The 14,098-nt window shown below is 69.6% G+C and carries 10 protein-coding genes; 2 read left to right on the top strand and 8 right to left on the bottom strand.

What is annotated here, in order from left to right; translation table 11 throughout:
* Positions 1-10: 10 nt before the first annotated feature.
* Complete coding sequence (locus O3I_RS19200) at positions 11-955, top strand: VOC family protein (RefSeq protein ID WP_051066980.1); 945 nt, start codon at positions 11-13, stop codon at positions 953-955.
* Positions 952-2,190, top strand: a complete 1,239-nt coding sequence (locus tag O3I_RS19195) for an MFS transporter (protein WP_014984620.1) — start codon at positions 952-954, stop codon at positions 2,188-2,190. The genes O3I_RS19200 and O3I_RS19195 overlap by 4 nt, the downstream gene beginning before the upstream one ends.
* Before the next feature lie 262 nt (positions 2,191-2,452).
* On the opposite strand, the gene O3I_RS19190 is transcribed toward O3I_RS19195, so the two are convergent.
* The 8 genes from O3I_RS19190 to O3I_RS19155 are packed head-to-tail and all read right to left on the bottom strand — an operon-like array spanning position 2,453 to position 13,883.
* A complete protein-coding gene (locus O3I_RS19190; protein WP_014984619.1) occupies positions 2,453-4,168 on the bottom strand; it encodes a fatty acyl-AMP ligase in 1,716 nt (571 codons plus the stop codon).
* Complete coding sequence (locus tag O3I_RS42750; RefSeq protein ID WP_014984618.1) at positions 4,165-4,923, bottom strand: 4'-phosphopantetheinyl transferase family protein; 759 nt, start codon at positions 4,921-4,923, stop codon at positions 4,165-4,167. Before O3I_RS42750 ends, O3I_RS19190 begins: the two co-directional genes overlap by 4 nt.
* Entirely contained in the window at positions 4,902-5,660 is a 759-nt protein-coding gene (locus O3I_RS19180) for a thioesterase II family protein (RefSeq protein WP_014984617.1), read from the bottom strand. Before O3I_RS19180 ends, O3I_RS42750 begins: the two co-directional genes overlap by 22 nt.
* Entirely contained in the window at positions 5,657-6,724 is a 1,068-nt protein-coding gene (locus O3I_RS19175) for an HAD-IIIC family phosphatase (protein ID WP_041564021.1), read from the bottom strand. Before O3I_RS19175 ends, O3I_RS19180 begins: the two co-directional genes overlap by 4 nt.
* A 35-nt stretch (positions 6,725-6,759) precedes the next feature.
* The gene (locus O3I_RS19170; protein WP_014984615.1) at positions 6,760-7,884 is read right to left on the bottom strand and encodes an acyl-CoA dehydrogenase family protein; all 1,125 of its coding nucleotides are present in this window, start codon (positions 7,882-7,884) and stop codon (positions 6,760-6,762) included.
* The gene (locus O3I_RS19165) at positions 7,884-8,147 is read right to left on the bottom strand and encodes an acyl carrier protein (RefSeq protein ID WP_014984614.1); all 264 of its coding nucleotides are present in this window, start codon (positions 8,145-8,147) and stop codon (positions 7,884-7,886) included. The genes O3I_RS19170 and O3I_RS19165 overlap by 1 nt, the downstream gene beginning before the upstream one ends.
* A gap of 40 nt (positions 8,148-8,187) precedes the next feature.
* Positions 8,188-9,030: a 3-hydroxyacyl-CoA dehydrogenase family protein gene (locus tag O3I_RS19160; protein WP_014984613.1), complete on the bottom strand. Its 843-nt coding sequence runs from the start codon at positions 9,028-9,030 to the stop codon at positions 8,188-8,190.
* Entirely contained in the window at positions 9,027-13,883 is a 4,857-nt protein-coding gene (locus tag O3I_RS19155) for a type I polyketide synthase (protein ID WP_167829154.1), read from the bottom strand. The genes O3I_RS19160 and O3I_RS19155 overlap by 4 nt, the downstream gene beginning before the upstream one ends.
* Between the last annotated feature and the right edge of the window lie 215 nt (positions 13,884-14,098).

The raw sequence follows: 14,098 nt of genomic DNA, 5'->3' as shown, positions 1-14,098 counted from the left end.
GAAGGACCGCATGACTGCCCCGACATCGTTGCCACGCAACGAATCTCAGCACAGCGGTGCGCTACGCCGTACCGCAGTGTCGCACCTCGGGCTGCGGGTCCCCGAGGTCGGCCCGGTGGCCGAGTTCTACGGCCGGGTCTTCGGCCTGGTGCCGCACGGCGAATTGTCCGGCGGCGGGATGCGGCTGGGCTGGAGCTGCGGACATCACGTGCTGGATCTGCTGCCCGGCGCGCCCGCGCTGGACCATCTGGGTTTCGAGGTGGCCGACCCCGGCGGACTCGATCTGCTGGACAAACGACTGCGGGCGGCGGGCCACTCGGTCGACGCGCTGGACGAGCTGTTCCTGGACGAATCGGTCGGCACCGCAACCGGTCTGGGCACTACCGATCCGGAAGGCAATATCGTGCATTTCCACGCACCGGTGCACCGCACCGGTGAGCGCGGGGCCGATACCGGGCAGCGGCCGATCCGCTTCCAGCATCTCGCCCTGGGCAGTACCGATGTCCCGGCGATGATCGAATTCTATTGCCATACAGTCGGTTTCCAGATATCGGATCAGTTGTCCGACGGCACCTTCGCCTGGTTGCGCAGCAACCGCGACCATCACACCCTCGCGGTCGTCGCCGCCGAGCGGGCCTGCCTGGACCACTACTCGTTCGACCTCGCCGAATGGGACGACTTCAAGCGCTGGTGCGACCGCCTCACCGAGCAGGGGGTGGACGTCGTCTGGGGTCCGGGCCGGCACGGGCCCGGCAACAACCTGTTCGTCTTCGCGGACGATCCCGCCGGCAACCATGTCGAACTGTCCGCGGAGATGGAGAAGTTCCACGACGATCGCGCCACCTACTCTCCGCGGCAGTGGGATCCGGTGCCGCGCAGCGTGAATCTGTGGGGCGGCCAGCTCGCGAGCTGGCGGCGCACCGGGGAGCCGGGACCGTACGGAGCGCAGCCGTGATCGCGGGCAGCGGGACCGCCCGCGACCGCCTCCCGGCGGCCGGTGTCATCGGGCTGTGTGCGCTCATCGTCATCGCCGAGGGTTACGACCTCATCATGTACGGCGCGATGTTGCCTGCGTTGCTCGACGAAAACGGTTGGGGGATGACCAAATCCACCGCGGGCACGGTCGGCAGCATGGTCTACGTCGGGATGACCGCCGGGGCGCTCACCGGCGGCAGGCTGGCCGACCGGTTCGGGCGGCGGCGTCCCCTGCTGGTCGCGGTCGGCTGGTTCACCGGCTGGACCGGGGCCTGCGCACTGGCCGGCTCCGCGGCGCAGCTGGGCGCGTTCCGACTGCTCGCCGGGATCGGCATGGGCGCTGCAGCCGCGGTCGCGTTGGCGCTGGCCAAGGAGTACACCGCGCCCGGCCGCACCAGCCTGACCGTCACCGTGCTCATGGCCGGTATCCCGATCGGCGGCATCACCTCCGCGCTCGCCGGGTTGCTCCTGCTGTCCGAGCACGGCTGGCGGCCGCTGTGCTGGATCGGCGCGATCGGCTCCGCGCTGGTCCTGCTCATCGCGATCGGCTTGCTGCCCGAGTCCAGGGAATTCGCGCGCACCCACAGCCCGAGCCGGGTACGCGAACTGTTCACCGCGCCACGCGGACCGATGACGATCCTGTTCGCGGTGGCGGCGTTCGCCGAATTGCTCACCTGGTACGGGCTGAATACCTGGATCACCACGCTGATGCGGGAGCTGCGCTATCCGATGACGTCGGCTCTGCAATTCTCGCTGACGCTCAACAGCGGCGCGGTCATCGGATCGTTCGCGCTCGCCGCGGCGGCCGTGCGATGGGGCGCGCGCCCGGTGGCGAGTGTGAGCGCGTGCGTCGCCGCGGCCATGATCGCGGCCTGTGCCACGGGGCTGTCGGACCGGCTGCTGCTGCTCGCCGTCATCGCGGTGCTCGGTGCGGCCGCGCATTCGACCTTGAATCTCATCAATGCCGCTGTGGCAGACGCCTATCCGGCCGACCTGCGCGGTAGCGCGCTCGGTTGGTCGAACGGCGTCGGCAGGCTCGGCGCGGTGGCCGCGCCCACCCTCGGCGGCTGGGTGTTGGCGGCGACCGGCCCGCTGCAGGTCTTCCAGACGTTCATCCTGACCTCGGTCTGCGCCGCCCTGGTGCTGGCGGCGCTGACCCGCACCGGTAGAGCGAGCCGACCGGCTCCCGTCGATCGAGCGCGGGTGGCCGGATGAACACGGCACCGCATCCCCTGTGGGTCGGACCGCGGCGGGGGCGGCCCGACCCACACGCCCAGCGCGCCCCACCGTGCGCGCGTCGCCGGCTCCGTCGCCGCATCGAGGGGTTGCGGTGCGAGTGGCCGGCACCGAGACGGCGTCGGGCGATCGGCGGCGCGCGGACGGCGGAGGGAGGACCGCTGCCGCGCCGCCCGGCTCGATGCCCCAACCAGCCGACATCCCTTGCCCAGCAGGGGATGTCGGTGTGTATTCGGCCGGTTCAGGCCAGCGGGGACAGGGCGTTGTCGCGGTATTGCTCGCGGACCGCGTAGCGACGGACTTTGCCGCTCGAAGTTAGCGGGATGGAGCCGGGGGTGATCAGGACCACGTCGGTGAGGCGCAAGCCGTGATGTTCGCCGATCGCGGTACGCACGGCGGCGGCTATCTCGGCCCTGGCGGCGGCGTCGGCCGGATGATCGCGGTTCAATTCGGCCACCAGCACCAACTCGGGGTCGTCGTGGTCGAGCAGCTGAAAGGCGGCACAGCGGTCGGGCCGCAGGGCCGGATGGCTGTCCATCGCGGTGGCTTCGAGGTCGGAGGGATAGTGGTTGTAGCCGTCGATGATGATGAGGTCCTTACGACGGCCGGTGACGTAGAGCTGTCCCTCGTGCACGAACCCGAGATCGCCGGTGCGCAGGAAGTTTCCGGCGTGGCCGGGGACGGTCGCGCCGAAGGTCTCGCTCGTGGCTTCCGGCGCGTCCCAGTACCGGACGCCGACACTGTCTCCGCGCAAACAGATTTCGCCGACCTGCCCGGCCGGTAGCGGGATGAGCGTATCGGGGTCGGCGAGCACGAACTCGTAGGCGTCGTTGAGTTCACCGCTGGCCACCAACCTGCGGCCGCCGCTCGGCACCGGTTCCACCCGACCCTTGGCCAGTGCGGTCGGGTCGACCTCGACGGTGGTGAGGCCACTGCCGCGTGGGCCGCCGGTCACCAGCAGTGTCGCCTCGGCAAGGCCATAGCACGGGAACAGACTGGCGGCGTCGAAGCCCGCGTCGCCGAAATGCTCGGCGAAGGCGAGCATCGTGTCCACCCGGACGGGTTCCGCGCCGCAGAGTGCCACCCGCAGCGGCGCGAGGTCGTACTTCCCGACCTGCGGGGCCGACACCCGCCGCACCGCGAGCGCGAAAGAGAAGTTCGGGGCGACCGTGTGGGTGGCGCCGAAGCGCGACATCGCCGCGATCCAGCGCGCCGGCCGTTGCACGAAAGCCAAGGGGGACATGCTGATCACAGAGGAATCGCTGTACACCGGATAGGTCACCATGCTGAGCAGGCCCATGTCGTGGAAGGTCGGCAGCCACGCCACGCCCACTCCGGCGCCGATCTTCCCGGTGACCAGTCGCAGATTGGCGAGCACGTTGCCGTGGGTGAGCACGACCCCTTTGGGCTCGCCGGTCGAGCCGGACGAGTACTGCAGGTGCGCAACGGTTTCGGCGGTGATGCCCGGATCACGGTACCGGTCGGCCGTCACCGGGTCGACCTGATCGGTGACCACGGTGCGCAACTGGGTGAACCCCTTGGTATGCGCCAGCACCGGTGTCAGCAGCGGTTCGATATCGGCGCTGGTGAGCAGCAGCCGCGCCCCGGAGTTGGCGGTGATCGACGCCAGCCGCGCCAGCGAGTCGGCCAGTTTGTTCGGCTGCGGCGGCGCCACCGGCACCGCGACCACACCGGCGTACAGGCAGCCGTAGAAGGCGACGACGAATTCCAGCCCGGGCGCGTAGAGCAGCAGGGCCCGCTCCCCCGGCCGGGTGACCTCGGCCAGCCGCACCGCCACCGCGCGGGCCGCCCGGTCCAGATCCGCGAAAGTCATTGCCGCGCTGACCTCGTCACCGTCGCCGAGATGGCGGAACCGCACCTCGTCGGGTCTGGCCGCGGCCCGCATGGTCAGCATCTGCACGAGGGTGACCGGCTCTACCGGGAAGAAGGTTGTCATGCTTGCACTCCTGCGCTACGACGACCGAAATTTGCTCTGGCCCCAGCTGATTCGGCGGGCCGCAGTGGAAAGCGCCGCGCGGGCCGGTGACTGACGAAGGCGCCGACGTGGCGCGGGCTCAGACCGAAGCGATGGACGTAGCCGACCGGCAGTTCGACGCCGTCGACGCCCGTGACCACCGTGCGCCCGGACGCATCCGCCCCGAGTTCGAGGGTATCGGGCGATATCGTCAGCCCGCTGCCCAGCCATTTCAGGTAGCTCTCCTTGGCCACCCAGTGGTGCAGGAACCGGCGCCGGTCGGCCCGGACCAGGTCCGCCTCGCCGCGGGTGAGCACTCGCGCGGCGAGCGCCACGTGGTCGAAGTCCGCGTCCAGCGATTCGAGATCGACGCCGACCGCGCCCGATCCGGCGATCGCGACGACAGCGCAGTCGGCCGTGTGCGAGAGATTGAATTGCAGTGCGTGGCCGGGCAATTCCGGCTTGCCGTGCACTCCCGCGGTGAATTCCAATGCTTCCGGGGCAATTCCGGTATAAGCGGCGAGCACGCGACGCAGCGTGGCCCGGATCCGCACGAAATCGTTCGCGAAACCCACCGTGCCGAAGCGGGTGCGGCGCTCGAGCTCCGCGGCGGACAGTACGCGGCGATCGTCCGGCGCGCACTCCCCCGTCAGCGCCGTCCACCACAGTTCGACGTCGTCCGGCGCGATCGTCCGGCGCGGGGCCGTGCCGCCGATCACGGCGACCCCGTCAGGCACTGGCGCACCCGCCTTAGCACGGCGTCGCGGTGGGTCACCGGGAAGAAGTGCCCGCCGGGCACGAGCCGGATATCGACTCCGGCCGAACCGCATTCGGCCCACGGCTCGAGTTCGGCCATGGTGACGTGCGAATCGGCGCTCCCGCTCAGCACGGTGATCGGCACGTCGAGCCGCGGGTGCGGCCGATAGTGGTAGGTCTGATCCACACCCAGATCGGCGCGCATCAGCGCGAGCACCTGGGCGCGCATCTGCTCGTCCGCGAGCACCTCGTCGGGTGTGCCGCCGAGCCGGTAGACGATCTCCAGCAGCGTCGCGTCGGAGGCCATGCGGACCCACGGCAACCGCGAAGGATGGTGCGGCGCACGACGTCCGGACACGATCAGGTGCACCGGACGCGGCCCCGCGCCGGCGGCGAGCCGCCGGGCCAGCTCGTAGGCGACGAGCGCGCCCAAGCTGTGCCCGAACAGCGCGAACGGCTCCTGCCACGCGCCGTCCAGCACCGCGAGCAGGTCGTCGAGCAGCGCCCCGAGGTCATCGAACGGCTGGTCCCGCAGCCGCAGTTCCCGGCCGGGCGGTTGCAACGGGACCACGTCGACCTCGGGACGCAACTGCTTACGCCACGGCAGGTAGGTCGAGGCGCCCGCGCCGGCGTGCGGCAGGCAGTACAGCGTGGCGGCCGCGCCACCGGCCCCGGGATACGGCATCCATTTACCCGCGGCGATCGTCGGCGCACTCATCGGCGGACCCCCGCTTCGGGAGTCTCGACCGTGAGGTACGCCGGTGGCGGCGGAGGCGGTTCGGTCGGCGCGGCCAGAAGCGTGACACCGTCGTGTTCGCCCGCCTCGGTGAACCCGGCGAACCGATAGGTGATGTACATGATGCGATTCCGTTCCGTGGCAACGTATTCGGCGAGCAGTCGGGCACCGTGGTCCTGCGCGAGCCGGAGCACATGGTGCAACAGCACCGTTCCGACACCGCGGGAGATCACGCGACACGACATCAGCAACAGCTTCAGCCGCCAGTCCTGGGCTCCTCGTGCCACCAGCGCGAGGCCGACCTGCCCATAGCTGCCGTAGCAGTCCTCCAGTTCCGCCATCAGCAGCAGATACTCGTCGGAGGTCGCACAGGCGGCCAGTTCCTCGGCCGAGTACATGATTCCGGTGGAGTTCAGCTGGTTGGTCCGCACGACGAGTTCCTCGGCCCGGCCGAGGTCCGCCGCGGCGGCCGGACTGATCCGGAACCGCATGCCGAGGGTGGCGAGGAATTCCTCGTTGGTGCCCGGAAAGCGCTGCTCGGCGACGCTACGTTCGATGCTCGCCCGGTACATGTGCCGCCGCTGCCGCGAGTCCGCGGTCACGTGCCGCGGCTGGAACTCCGGCCGATCCGCCAGGGACGCAATCTCTTCGGCGTCGAGGCAGAGCACCTCGGGGTGGGCGAAGGCGACCTCGTCGCGTTCCATCGCCTGGTCGTCGACGAAGGCGAGGGTATCGATCCCGATATCGAGTCGCTGCGCGATGGCGGCCACCGACGCCGATTTGTTGTCCCAGCCGATCTGCGGGTGCAGGAAGTAGTCGGCGATCCCGAGTTCGGTCAGTTTCGCGAGCGCGAGTTCGGGATCGTTGCGACTGGCGATCGAATGCAGTATTCCGCGTTCGTCCAGCGTGGCGATGGTCTCCCGGACGCCGGGCTTCAAGTCGGTGACGGTGGCCTGCTCGAGCAGTACGCCGTCCCACAGCGTGTGGTCGAGATCCCAGACCACGCATTTGATCTGACGGGGGCGCTTGCGCTCCTCAACGTTCATCGAATCCCCTTCCCGCTGCGCAGATCCGGCCGGCATCAATCAATCGCGACGACCCGCGCCCGATTCAGGCACGCGTCGGTGGCGATCAGGACGTGTTGCAGCTGGGTGCTGCCTTCGATGATCTCCATGACCTTGGCGTCGCGCAGATACCGCGCGACGGGATACTCGTCGCTGCAGCCACGCGCGCCGTGCAGCTGCACCGCGTTATTGGCGGCCGACACCGCCGCGGTCGCGGCGAACTGCTTGGCCATGCAGGTCGCCATGATGGTGTCGGGACTGCCCGCGTCCTTCAGCCGGGCGGCCTGCCACACCAGCAACCGCGCCGCCCTGGTGTCGGTGGCGATGGTGGAGATCATCTGTTGCACCAGTTGGTGTTCGCGCAACAGCGCACCGCCCTGACGACGGGTGCTCGCGTAGCGCACGCAGGCCTCCAGGCAGGCCTGCAGGAGACCGACACAGCCGGCGGCCACGCTGAACCGGCCGATATCGAGGACGCCGGTGGCGATGGCGAGCCCCATCCCCTCGGGTCCGACCATCGCGTCCGGCCCCACCCGGCAGTGCTCGAAGACGATCTCGGCGACCTGACTGCCGCGCGTGCCGGTGACGTGCTCGACCGGGCTGCGCCGCACGCCGGACTCGGCGGCGTCCACCAGGAAAGCCGCGGGACCTTTCTCGGTGCGGGCGAAAACGAGCAGCACGTCGGCGAGTTGGCCGCCGGTGACCCAGAGCTTGTGCCCGTCCAGCACCCACCCCTCGCCCGCGCGCACAGCTGTGGCTCGCAGCGCGGCGAAGTCGCTGCCCGCGTCCGGCTCGGTGAGACAGAACGCGCCGAGCGCGGCCCCCGCGACCAGATCGGCCCGCCACCGGCGCCGCATGGCCTCGCTGCCCCAGCGGTCCAGTGCGTAGAGCACCATCGAGTGCACGGTCAGCAGGCTGCGCATGGCCGCGCAGCCGCGGCCGATCTCCTCGTGCAGTTCGGCCAGCGCCGTCATGCCCGCACCGGTGCCCCCGTCGGCTTCCGGCAACACCGCGCCCCACAGACCACGAGCGGCGAACTCGCCCACCATCTTCCCGTCGATCCGGCCCGCGCGATCGAACTCGGCGGCCCGCGGCGCCACCACCTCGTCGACGAACGCGGTGATCTCCGCCCGCAGCCTCATCACGCCACCTCGGTCGCCGCATCCCGGCCGCCGAGCCGGCCGACCAGCGCCAGCATCCGGTCCACCGTGCGGAAATTGTCCAGCATCAGTTCGTCGTTCGGAATTCGTTCGCCCAGTTGCTGTTCGATGAACATGACCAGCTCCATCGCGAACAGCGAGTTGACGAAGCCGCTTTCGAAGATGTCGCGGTCGTCCTGGAGCTCACCGGCGGGAAAGCGCTTGGCGACGAATGCGCGGAGTTCGGAACGGGCATCGGAGAACATGTCTGCGGTCCTGTCGGTTGCGGGGGCAAGGAGGCTGCGCTCAGGAGTACGAGAAGAAGCCCTGACCGGTTTTACGGCCGTGCAGTCCGGCGTCGACCATCTTCTTCAGCAGCGGACAGGGCCGATACTTGCTGTCGCCGTAGAACTCCTGGAGTCCTTCGATGCTGTAGAGGATGGTGTCGAGACCGATGAGATCCGCGGTCTCCAGCGGACCCGAGGCGTGCCCGAAACAGGAGCGGAAGATCTCGTCGACCTCGGCCGCGCCCGCCACGCCGTCCTGCAGCAGGAATATCGCCTCGTTGACCATCAGCATCAACACCCGATTGGACACGAAACCCGGCATGTCGTTCACGACGATGCCGCGCTTGCCGAGCCCGTCGAGCAGTTCCCGCGCCGTGGCGATGGTGGACTCCGAGGTGTGCCAGCCGCGGATCACCTCCACCGTGGACTTCATCGGCACCGGATTCATGAAGTGCATGCCCAGCACCCGGTCGGGCCGGGTGGTCGCCGCGGCGATCTTGGTGATCGGAATGCACGACGTATTCGCCGCGAACACCGTTTCGGGCGGGCAGATCCGGTCCAACCGCGGATAGATCTCGGATTTCAACGCCCAGTTCTCGGTGATGTTCTCGATCACGAACTCCGCGGCGCCGACATCGGCGAGATCGGTCGTGTAGGTCACCCGCTGGGTCAGGTCGCCGTATTTCTCGGTGTCGTGGCCGAACAGGCGACCCGTGCGGTAGTACCGCAGCACCTCCGCCGCCGCACGGTCGAGCTGTTCCTGCGAGCGGTCCACCAGAACCACCGAAAAACCGTGTGCCGCAAGGTCTTGCGCGAGGCCGCTGCCCATCACGCCCGCACCGATGACGCCGAGCGATTTCATGTCCGTGACTTCCTTTCCGACGAGGTCGCGGTGAGCAGGTAGTCGGCCATCTCGGCGACCGTGGGGGCCTCGAACAACGCGACGGTCGGGACGACGACGCGGAACTGTTTCTTGATCGTGTTGATCAGTTGCAAACCGACCAGCGAATTGCCGCCGGATTCGAAGAAGTTCTCGTGCAGGCCCACCTGGTCGACCCCGAGGGCCGCCTGCCACAACCGGGCGAGTTCGCGCCGGTAGTCCTCGACCGTGTGATCCGGTGCCGCCGCCGGTGGCGCGGCGGCGCTATCGAAAGGATCGCCCGCGTGCGCCCACGACTCGAGGCGTTCGCGCAGTTGCCCCGCGGCGACGACCGCGCGCCGCGGCCCACCCGCGATCAGCCGGTCGAACACCGCGAGCGCGTCCGCGGGCGGGAACGAATAAGTGTCCAATGACGCTGCGATGCCCGGCTTTTCGCTGTGCCGCACGGTCTCCTGCCAGGTGTCCCAGCATGCGGTGCGCCACGCGGACCCACCCGGCAGCCCGCGCAGGTTCACGAATTGGTCCTGGAAGGCGTTGGCCGCCGCGTAGGCCGTGAAGCCGATGCCGCCGAGCACCGCCGACATCGAGGACAGCAGGACGACGAAGTCGGGTCGCTCGTCGCGCAGCGCATGGGCCAGCGCGAGGGTGCCGTCCACCTTGGCCCGGAAATGCGCCGCGATGAGTTCCGGCGTCGTCTCCTCGATCGTGGCGAAGGCGTCCGGCGTCAGCACGCCCGCGGCGTGGATCACGCCGTCGATCGGACCGAACCGCTTGCGGGCGAGCGCGATTGCGGCCACCGCTGCCGCGCCGTCACCGATATCGCAGGGCTGCACCAGTACCTGCGCACCCGCGCGAACCAGCTCGCGCACCGCGACGGCACGTTCGCGCGCCGTCACACTCGCATCAGCCAGCGACGCCGGATCGTCGAGATTCGGCAACGGAGTCCGGGCGAGCAGCACGAATTTGAGCCCGGACCCCGCCGCCACCAGATGGGCGGCCATCTGGAGACCGATACTTCCTGTTCCACCTGTGATCACGTAGACGCCGCCGTCGCGTACGTAGGATTCGGGCTCGCCGAGCGCGCGCGGATGCAGACGTCGAACGAGTCTGCGCCGCCCCCGCCGGGCCACGACGGCAGCCGAACCGCGCCAATCCAGCTCGGCGACCACCGATTCGGCGAGTTCGCTCCACGCGGCGGACACGTCCTCGACCGGGGTGAGGACGTCGAACGTCCGCACCGCCAAGCCTGGATATTCCTGTCCCACGGTGAGCGCGGGCCCGGCGAGGGTGGTCTTGCCCGGATACAGTTCGTCTTCAGGGTCGCAGGTCTGCGCGTGATCGGTGACGACCAGGATCCGGCAGCCGTCGGCGCAGTGGCGGCTCAGGGGCCCGGCCAGCGCCAGCAGGCTGTCGAACCCGAGCCGCCGATGCGCGCCGACAGCGTCGAGGGACACCGGATCGTCCTGCCAGCCCTGCACCGACCACAGGTGAACCACCGTGCGGGGTAGCAGGTTCCGGTCGGCCAGCGCCGTCAGCAACTGGGCGTAGTCATCGGCGGCACCGGGCCGGAGCTGATATCCTCCCGCCGTGGTCGTGGCGAATTCCGTTCCGGGAGAAGCGGTTACCACGTCGGCGCCGCCGAGCGCCTTGACGAGGTGCCGGGCCAGCTCGGCGCCGCACGTCTCGGGGTCGGTGAAGACCAGGTAGGGACCGCTGCGCTCGCTCACACCGCCGGCGACTCGGGTACCGACCCACTGCGGTTCCAGCACCTCGATGGTCTCGGTACCCGCCGGGACAGGCTGGTGGACGGGGCGGGCCTCGCGCGCGTCCGGCCAGAACTGCTGATGCTGGAAGGAATACGTCGGCAACGAGACCGACGCACCCACCGATCCGACCTCGGACCAGTCCACGTCCACCCCCGCCGCCCACAATCGGCCAAGGGTGCGGGCGACCACCTGGTCGTCCGGCTCGCGCAGCGATGCGGCGCGCAGCGTCGGCAAGGTCACCGCGCCATCCGAGTGCGCCAGGGTCTGCGCGGCCAAGCTGGCGAGCTGGCCCGCCCCGAGATCCACCAGCACACACGGATCCGAGCCTGCCAATGTGCGCACCCCCTCATCGAAAACCACGGTGGCGCAGAGATGCTCGGCCCAATAGTGCGGGTCGCGCGCCTGTTCGTCGCTGATCCACGTACCGGTCACGTTGGACACGAACGGAATTCGCGGGGCACGCAGCTCGATGCCGTCGAATAGCTCGATCAGTGCCGCGCGCAGCGGGTCCAGCAGGTGCGAATGCATAGCGCGGGTGGTCGGCACGCGCAGCGCCGCGATCTCGTCGGCCGCGAGGCGTTGCGCGAGGGCGGCGACGGCGGCCTCGGAACCTGCCACGACGACTGTGTTCGGACTGTTGACCGCGGCGCAGGACAAATCCGGCCCGAGGTAGTCCGCGAGCCGGTGCTCACCCATGGCCACGGTCAGCATGGCACCGGGTGCGGCGGCCGCGACGAGCTGGGCACGCCGCACCACCAGCGGCAGCGCGATTTCGACCTCGAACACCCCGGCCAGGCAGGCGGCGGTGTACTCGCCCAGGCTGTAGCCGAGCAGACCGGTGGGCTCGATGCCGCGACCGCGCCAGAGCCGCGCCGCGGCGTAACTCAATGCGAACACCGCCGCGTGCGCGAGGTCGGTCCGGGACACCAGTTCGTCGGCCGGGGACGTGGTCGTGCCCCGGTTACGCAGGGCGGCAAAGGGATCCGCCGGCGCGGGTGCCGAGTCCGGGTACAGGACCGTCCGCAGGTCCATACCGAGGGGCACGGCCGCGATCTCGGCGCAGTGGTCGAGCGCGGCGCGGAAGGCGTGGTCCGCACGGTAGAGGTCGCGGCCCATCCCGGCGAATTGATCACCGGTACCGGGCAATACGAAGCGCACCGTCGGCGCCTGCCCGTGCGGCACCGCCGTCACCGGCACACGGCGTCCGACCTCGTCGAGCGCCTCGGCCGCCTCGAGCAGCGTCTCGAACGGGACGGCAGCCCGATACGGCAGCACCGAGCGGCCGGTCTGGAGGGTGGCCGACACGTCGGCCGGGTGCAGGCGCGGATGGCTGCGCAGGTGCTCGGCCAGCGCATGCGCGGTGCCGGTCACGGCCTGCGGCGACCGCCCCGACAGCGCCAGAATGTGCCTGCGCGCATCGTCGTCCGCGCGCACCGGCGCGGGTGGTGCGGACACGACGACGTGGGCGTTGGTGCCCGACCAGCCGAACGAGCTGACCCCGGCGGTCGGGGTGCGCTCGTCCGCGTCCGGCCACGGAATGTTCTCGTGCGGCAGGCGAGCCGGGCTCGCCGCCCAGTCGATCGCCGGATTCGGTTCGCGCAGGTGCAGATTCCGCGGGATGGTCCGGCGGCGCAGCGCGAGCACGGTCTTGATCAGCCCCGCCATCCCGGCCGCGCCGGTCAGGTGGCCGACGTTGGTCTTCACCGCGCCGACGTACAGCGGCCGCCCGCCGGCCCGCACGGTGCCGAAGACCTCGGTCAGCGCGGCGATCTCGATCGCGTCGCCGAGCTGCGTGCCCGAGCCGTGCGCTTCGACGTAATCGACACTGCCGGCGTCGATTCCGGCGTTGCGGTGCGCCGCCCGGATCACCGCGACCTGCGCGGCGCGGTTCGGCGCGGTCAATCCGTTACTCGTGCCGTCCTGGTTCACGGCCGACCCGCGCACCAGGGCGAGGGCCTGGTGCCGGCGTGCTCGGACGTCGGCCAGTCGCTCGACGACGACCGCACCGCATCCTTCGCCGAGCAGGAAACCGTCGGCTCGGGCGTCGAACGTCTTGCAGCGCCCGTCCGCGGCGAGCATCCGCATCTTGCACGCCTGCAGGTAGGTATCGGGGTGCACGATCGCGCTGACCCCGGCGACCACGGCGCGATCGCATTCGCCGTTGCGAATACTGTTGATCGCCAAGTGCAAGGCGACCAACGAGGACGAACACGCGGTGTCCACCACCATGCTCGGCCCGCGCAGATCGAGCAGATAGGACAGCCGCCCCGCCACCACACTGGTGGCGCTGCCCAGCCCCACATAGGGGTCGTCGAGTTCGCCGGGACCGCCGCGGTCCACCAGCAGGTGCGCGTAGCGGCTGTCGGCCATCATGCCGACGAAGACACCGGTCCGGCTCTCCCGGATCCGGTCCGCGGGGATCGCGGCGTCTTCGAGTGCCGCCCAGGCGGTTTCCAGCAGCATCCGCTGTTGCGGGTCCATCCGCAGGGCCTCGCGCGGCGAGATACCGAAGAACTGCGCGTCGAATCCGGCGAGGTCGTCGACGAACGCGCCGCGGGTGGTGTAGGCCGTTCCGGGCGCGTACGGGTCGGGATCGAAGTATCGCCGGGCGTCCCAGCGCGCGGACGGCACGTCCGTCGCGGCGTCGACGCCGTCGGCGAGATTGCGCCAGAACAACTGTGGTGTGTTCGCTCCGGCCGGGAACCGGCAGGCCATCCCGGCGATGCAGATCGTGTCCTGCTCGACGGGTGGTCCACCGGTAGCACGGGCGGCCACCGGCAGTTCGGGTGTGCTCGTCCGGGTGGGGCTCGTCTCGGCAAGCGCCGCACCGAGTTGCGCCACCGTCGGGTGCTCGTAGAGCAGGGTTTCCGGGAGCTTGCGGTCGAGCCACTCCTCCAGTTCGCCGGAGAGGCCGACCGCGTCCGAGGATGTCAACCCGTATGCGGCGAAGGTGGTGGTCCGATCGATCGTCGCCGGATCCGCGCCGACGATCTCGCCTATTTTTCCGGACAGCCATTCTTCGATCGCCGCTCGATCGATGGCACCGGCCCCCACCCGATTCGTCTCCACCAATACCGCCCTTCAACCATCGGGGTTCATGGCCAGGCCCGCGCGCGTCGGTTACCGGCCGAATTTGTCACAAGCTTTCGCCGGACACCCGAATCAGGGAAAGCTCAGCCCCCGTCGGCCCGAATCTAGCACCGACACACCCACCTCGCAACGCTGCCGGGCGCATACTCCTGACAAGCTGGTGTTGAATGAGAGGCGTTGCGACAGAAGTTATT

The sequence above is a fragment of the Nocardia brasiliensis ATCC 700358 genome (genome assembly GCF_000250675.2).
Taxonomy (GTDB): domain Bacteria; phylum Actinomycetota; class Actinomycetes; order Mycobacteriales; family Mycobacteriaceae; genus Nocardia; species Nocardia brasiliensis_B.
The sequence above is the reverse complement of the archived record's forward strand: the minus strand, read 5'-3'. Positions and strand labels throughout refer to the sequence as shown.

Bases quoted from the DNA above. Each gene is read 5' to 3' on its own strand.
- O3I_RS19165 (WP_014984614.1), bottom strand. From the start codon at position 8,147: ATGTTCTCCGATGCCCGTTCCGAACTCCGCGCATTCGTCGCCAAGCGC.
- O3I_RS19160 (WP_014984613.1), bottom strand. From the start codon at position 9,030: ATGAAATCGCTCGGCGTCATCGGTGCGGGCGTGATGGGCAGCGGCCTC.
- O3I_RS19200 (WP_051066980.1), top strand. From the start codon at position 11: ATGACTGCCCCGACATCGTTGCCACGCAACGAATCTCAGCACAGCGGT.
- O3I_RS19190 (WP_014984619.1), bottom strand. From the start codon at position 4,168: ATGACAACCTTCTTCCCGGTAGAGCCGGTCACCCTCGTGCAGATGCTG.
- O3I_RS19175 (WP_041564021.1), bottom strand. From the start codon at position 6,724: ATGAACGTTGAGGAGCGCAAGCGCCCCCGTCAGATCAAATGCGTGGTC.
- O3I_RS19180 (WP_014984617.1), bottom strand. From the start codon at position 5,660: ATGAGTGCGCCGACGATCGCCGCGGGTAAATGGATGCCGTATCCCGGG.
- O3I_RS19170 (WP_014984615.1), bottom strand. From the start codon at position 7,884: ATGAGGCTGCGGGCGGAGATCACCGCGTTCGTCGACGAGGTGGTGGCG.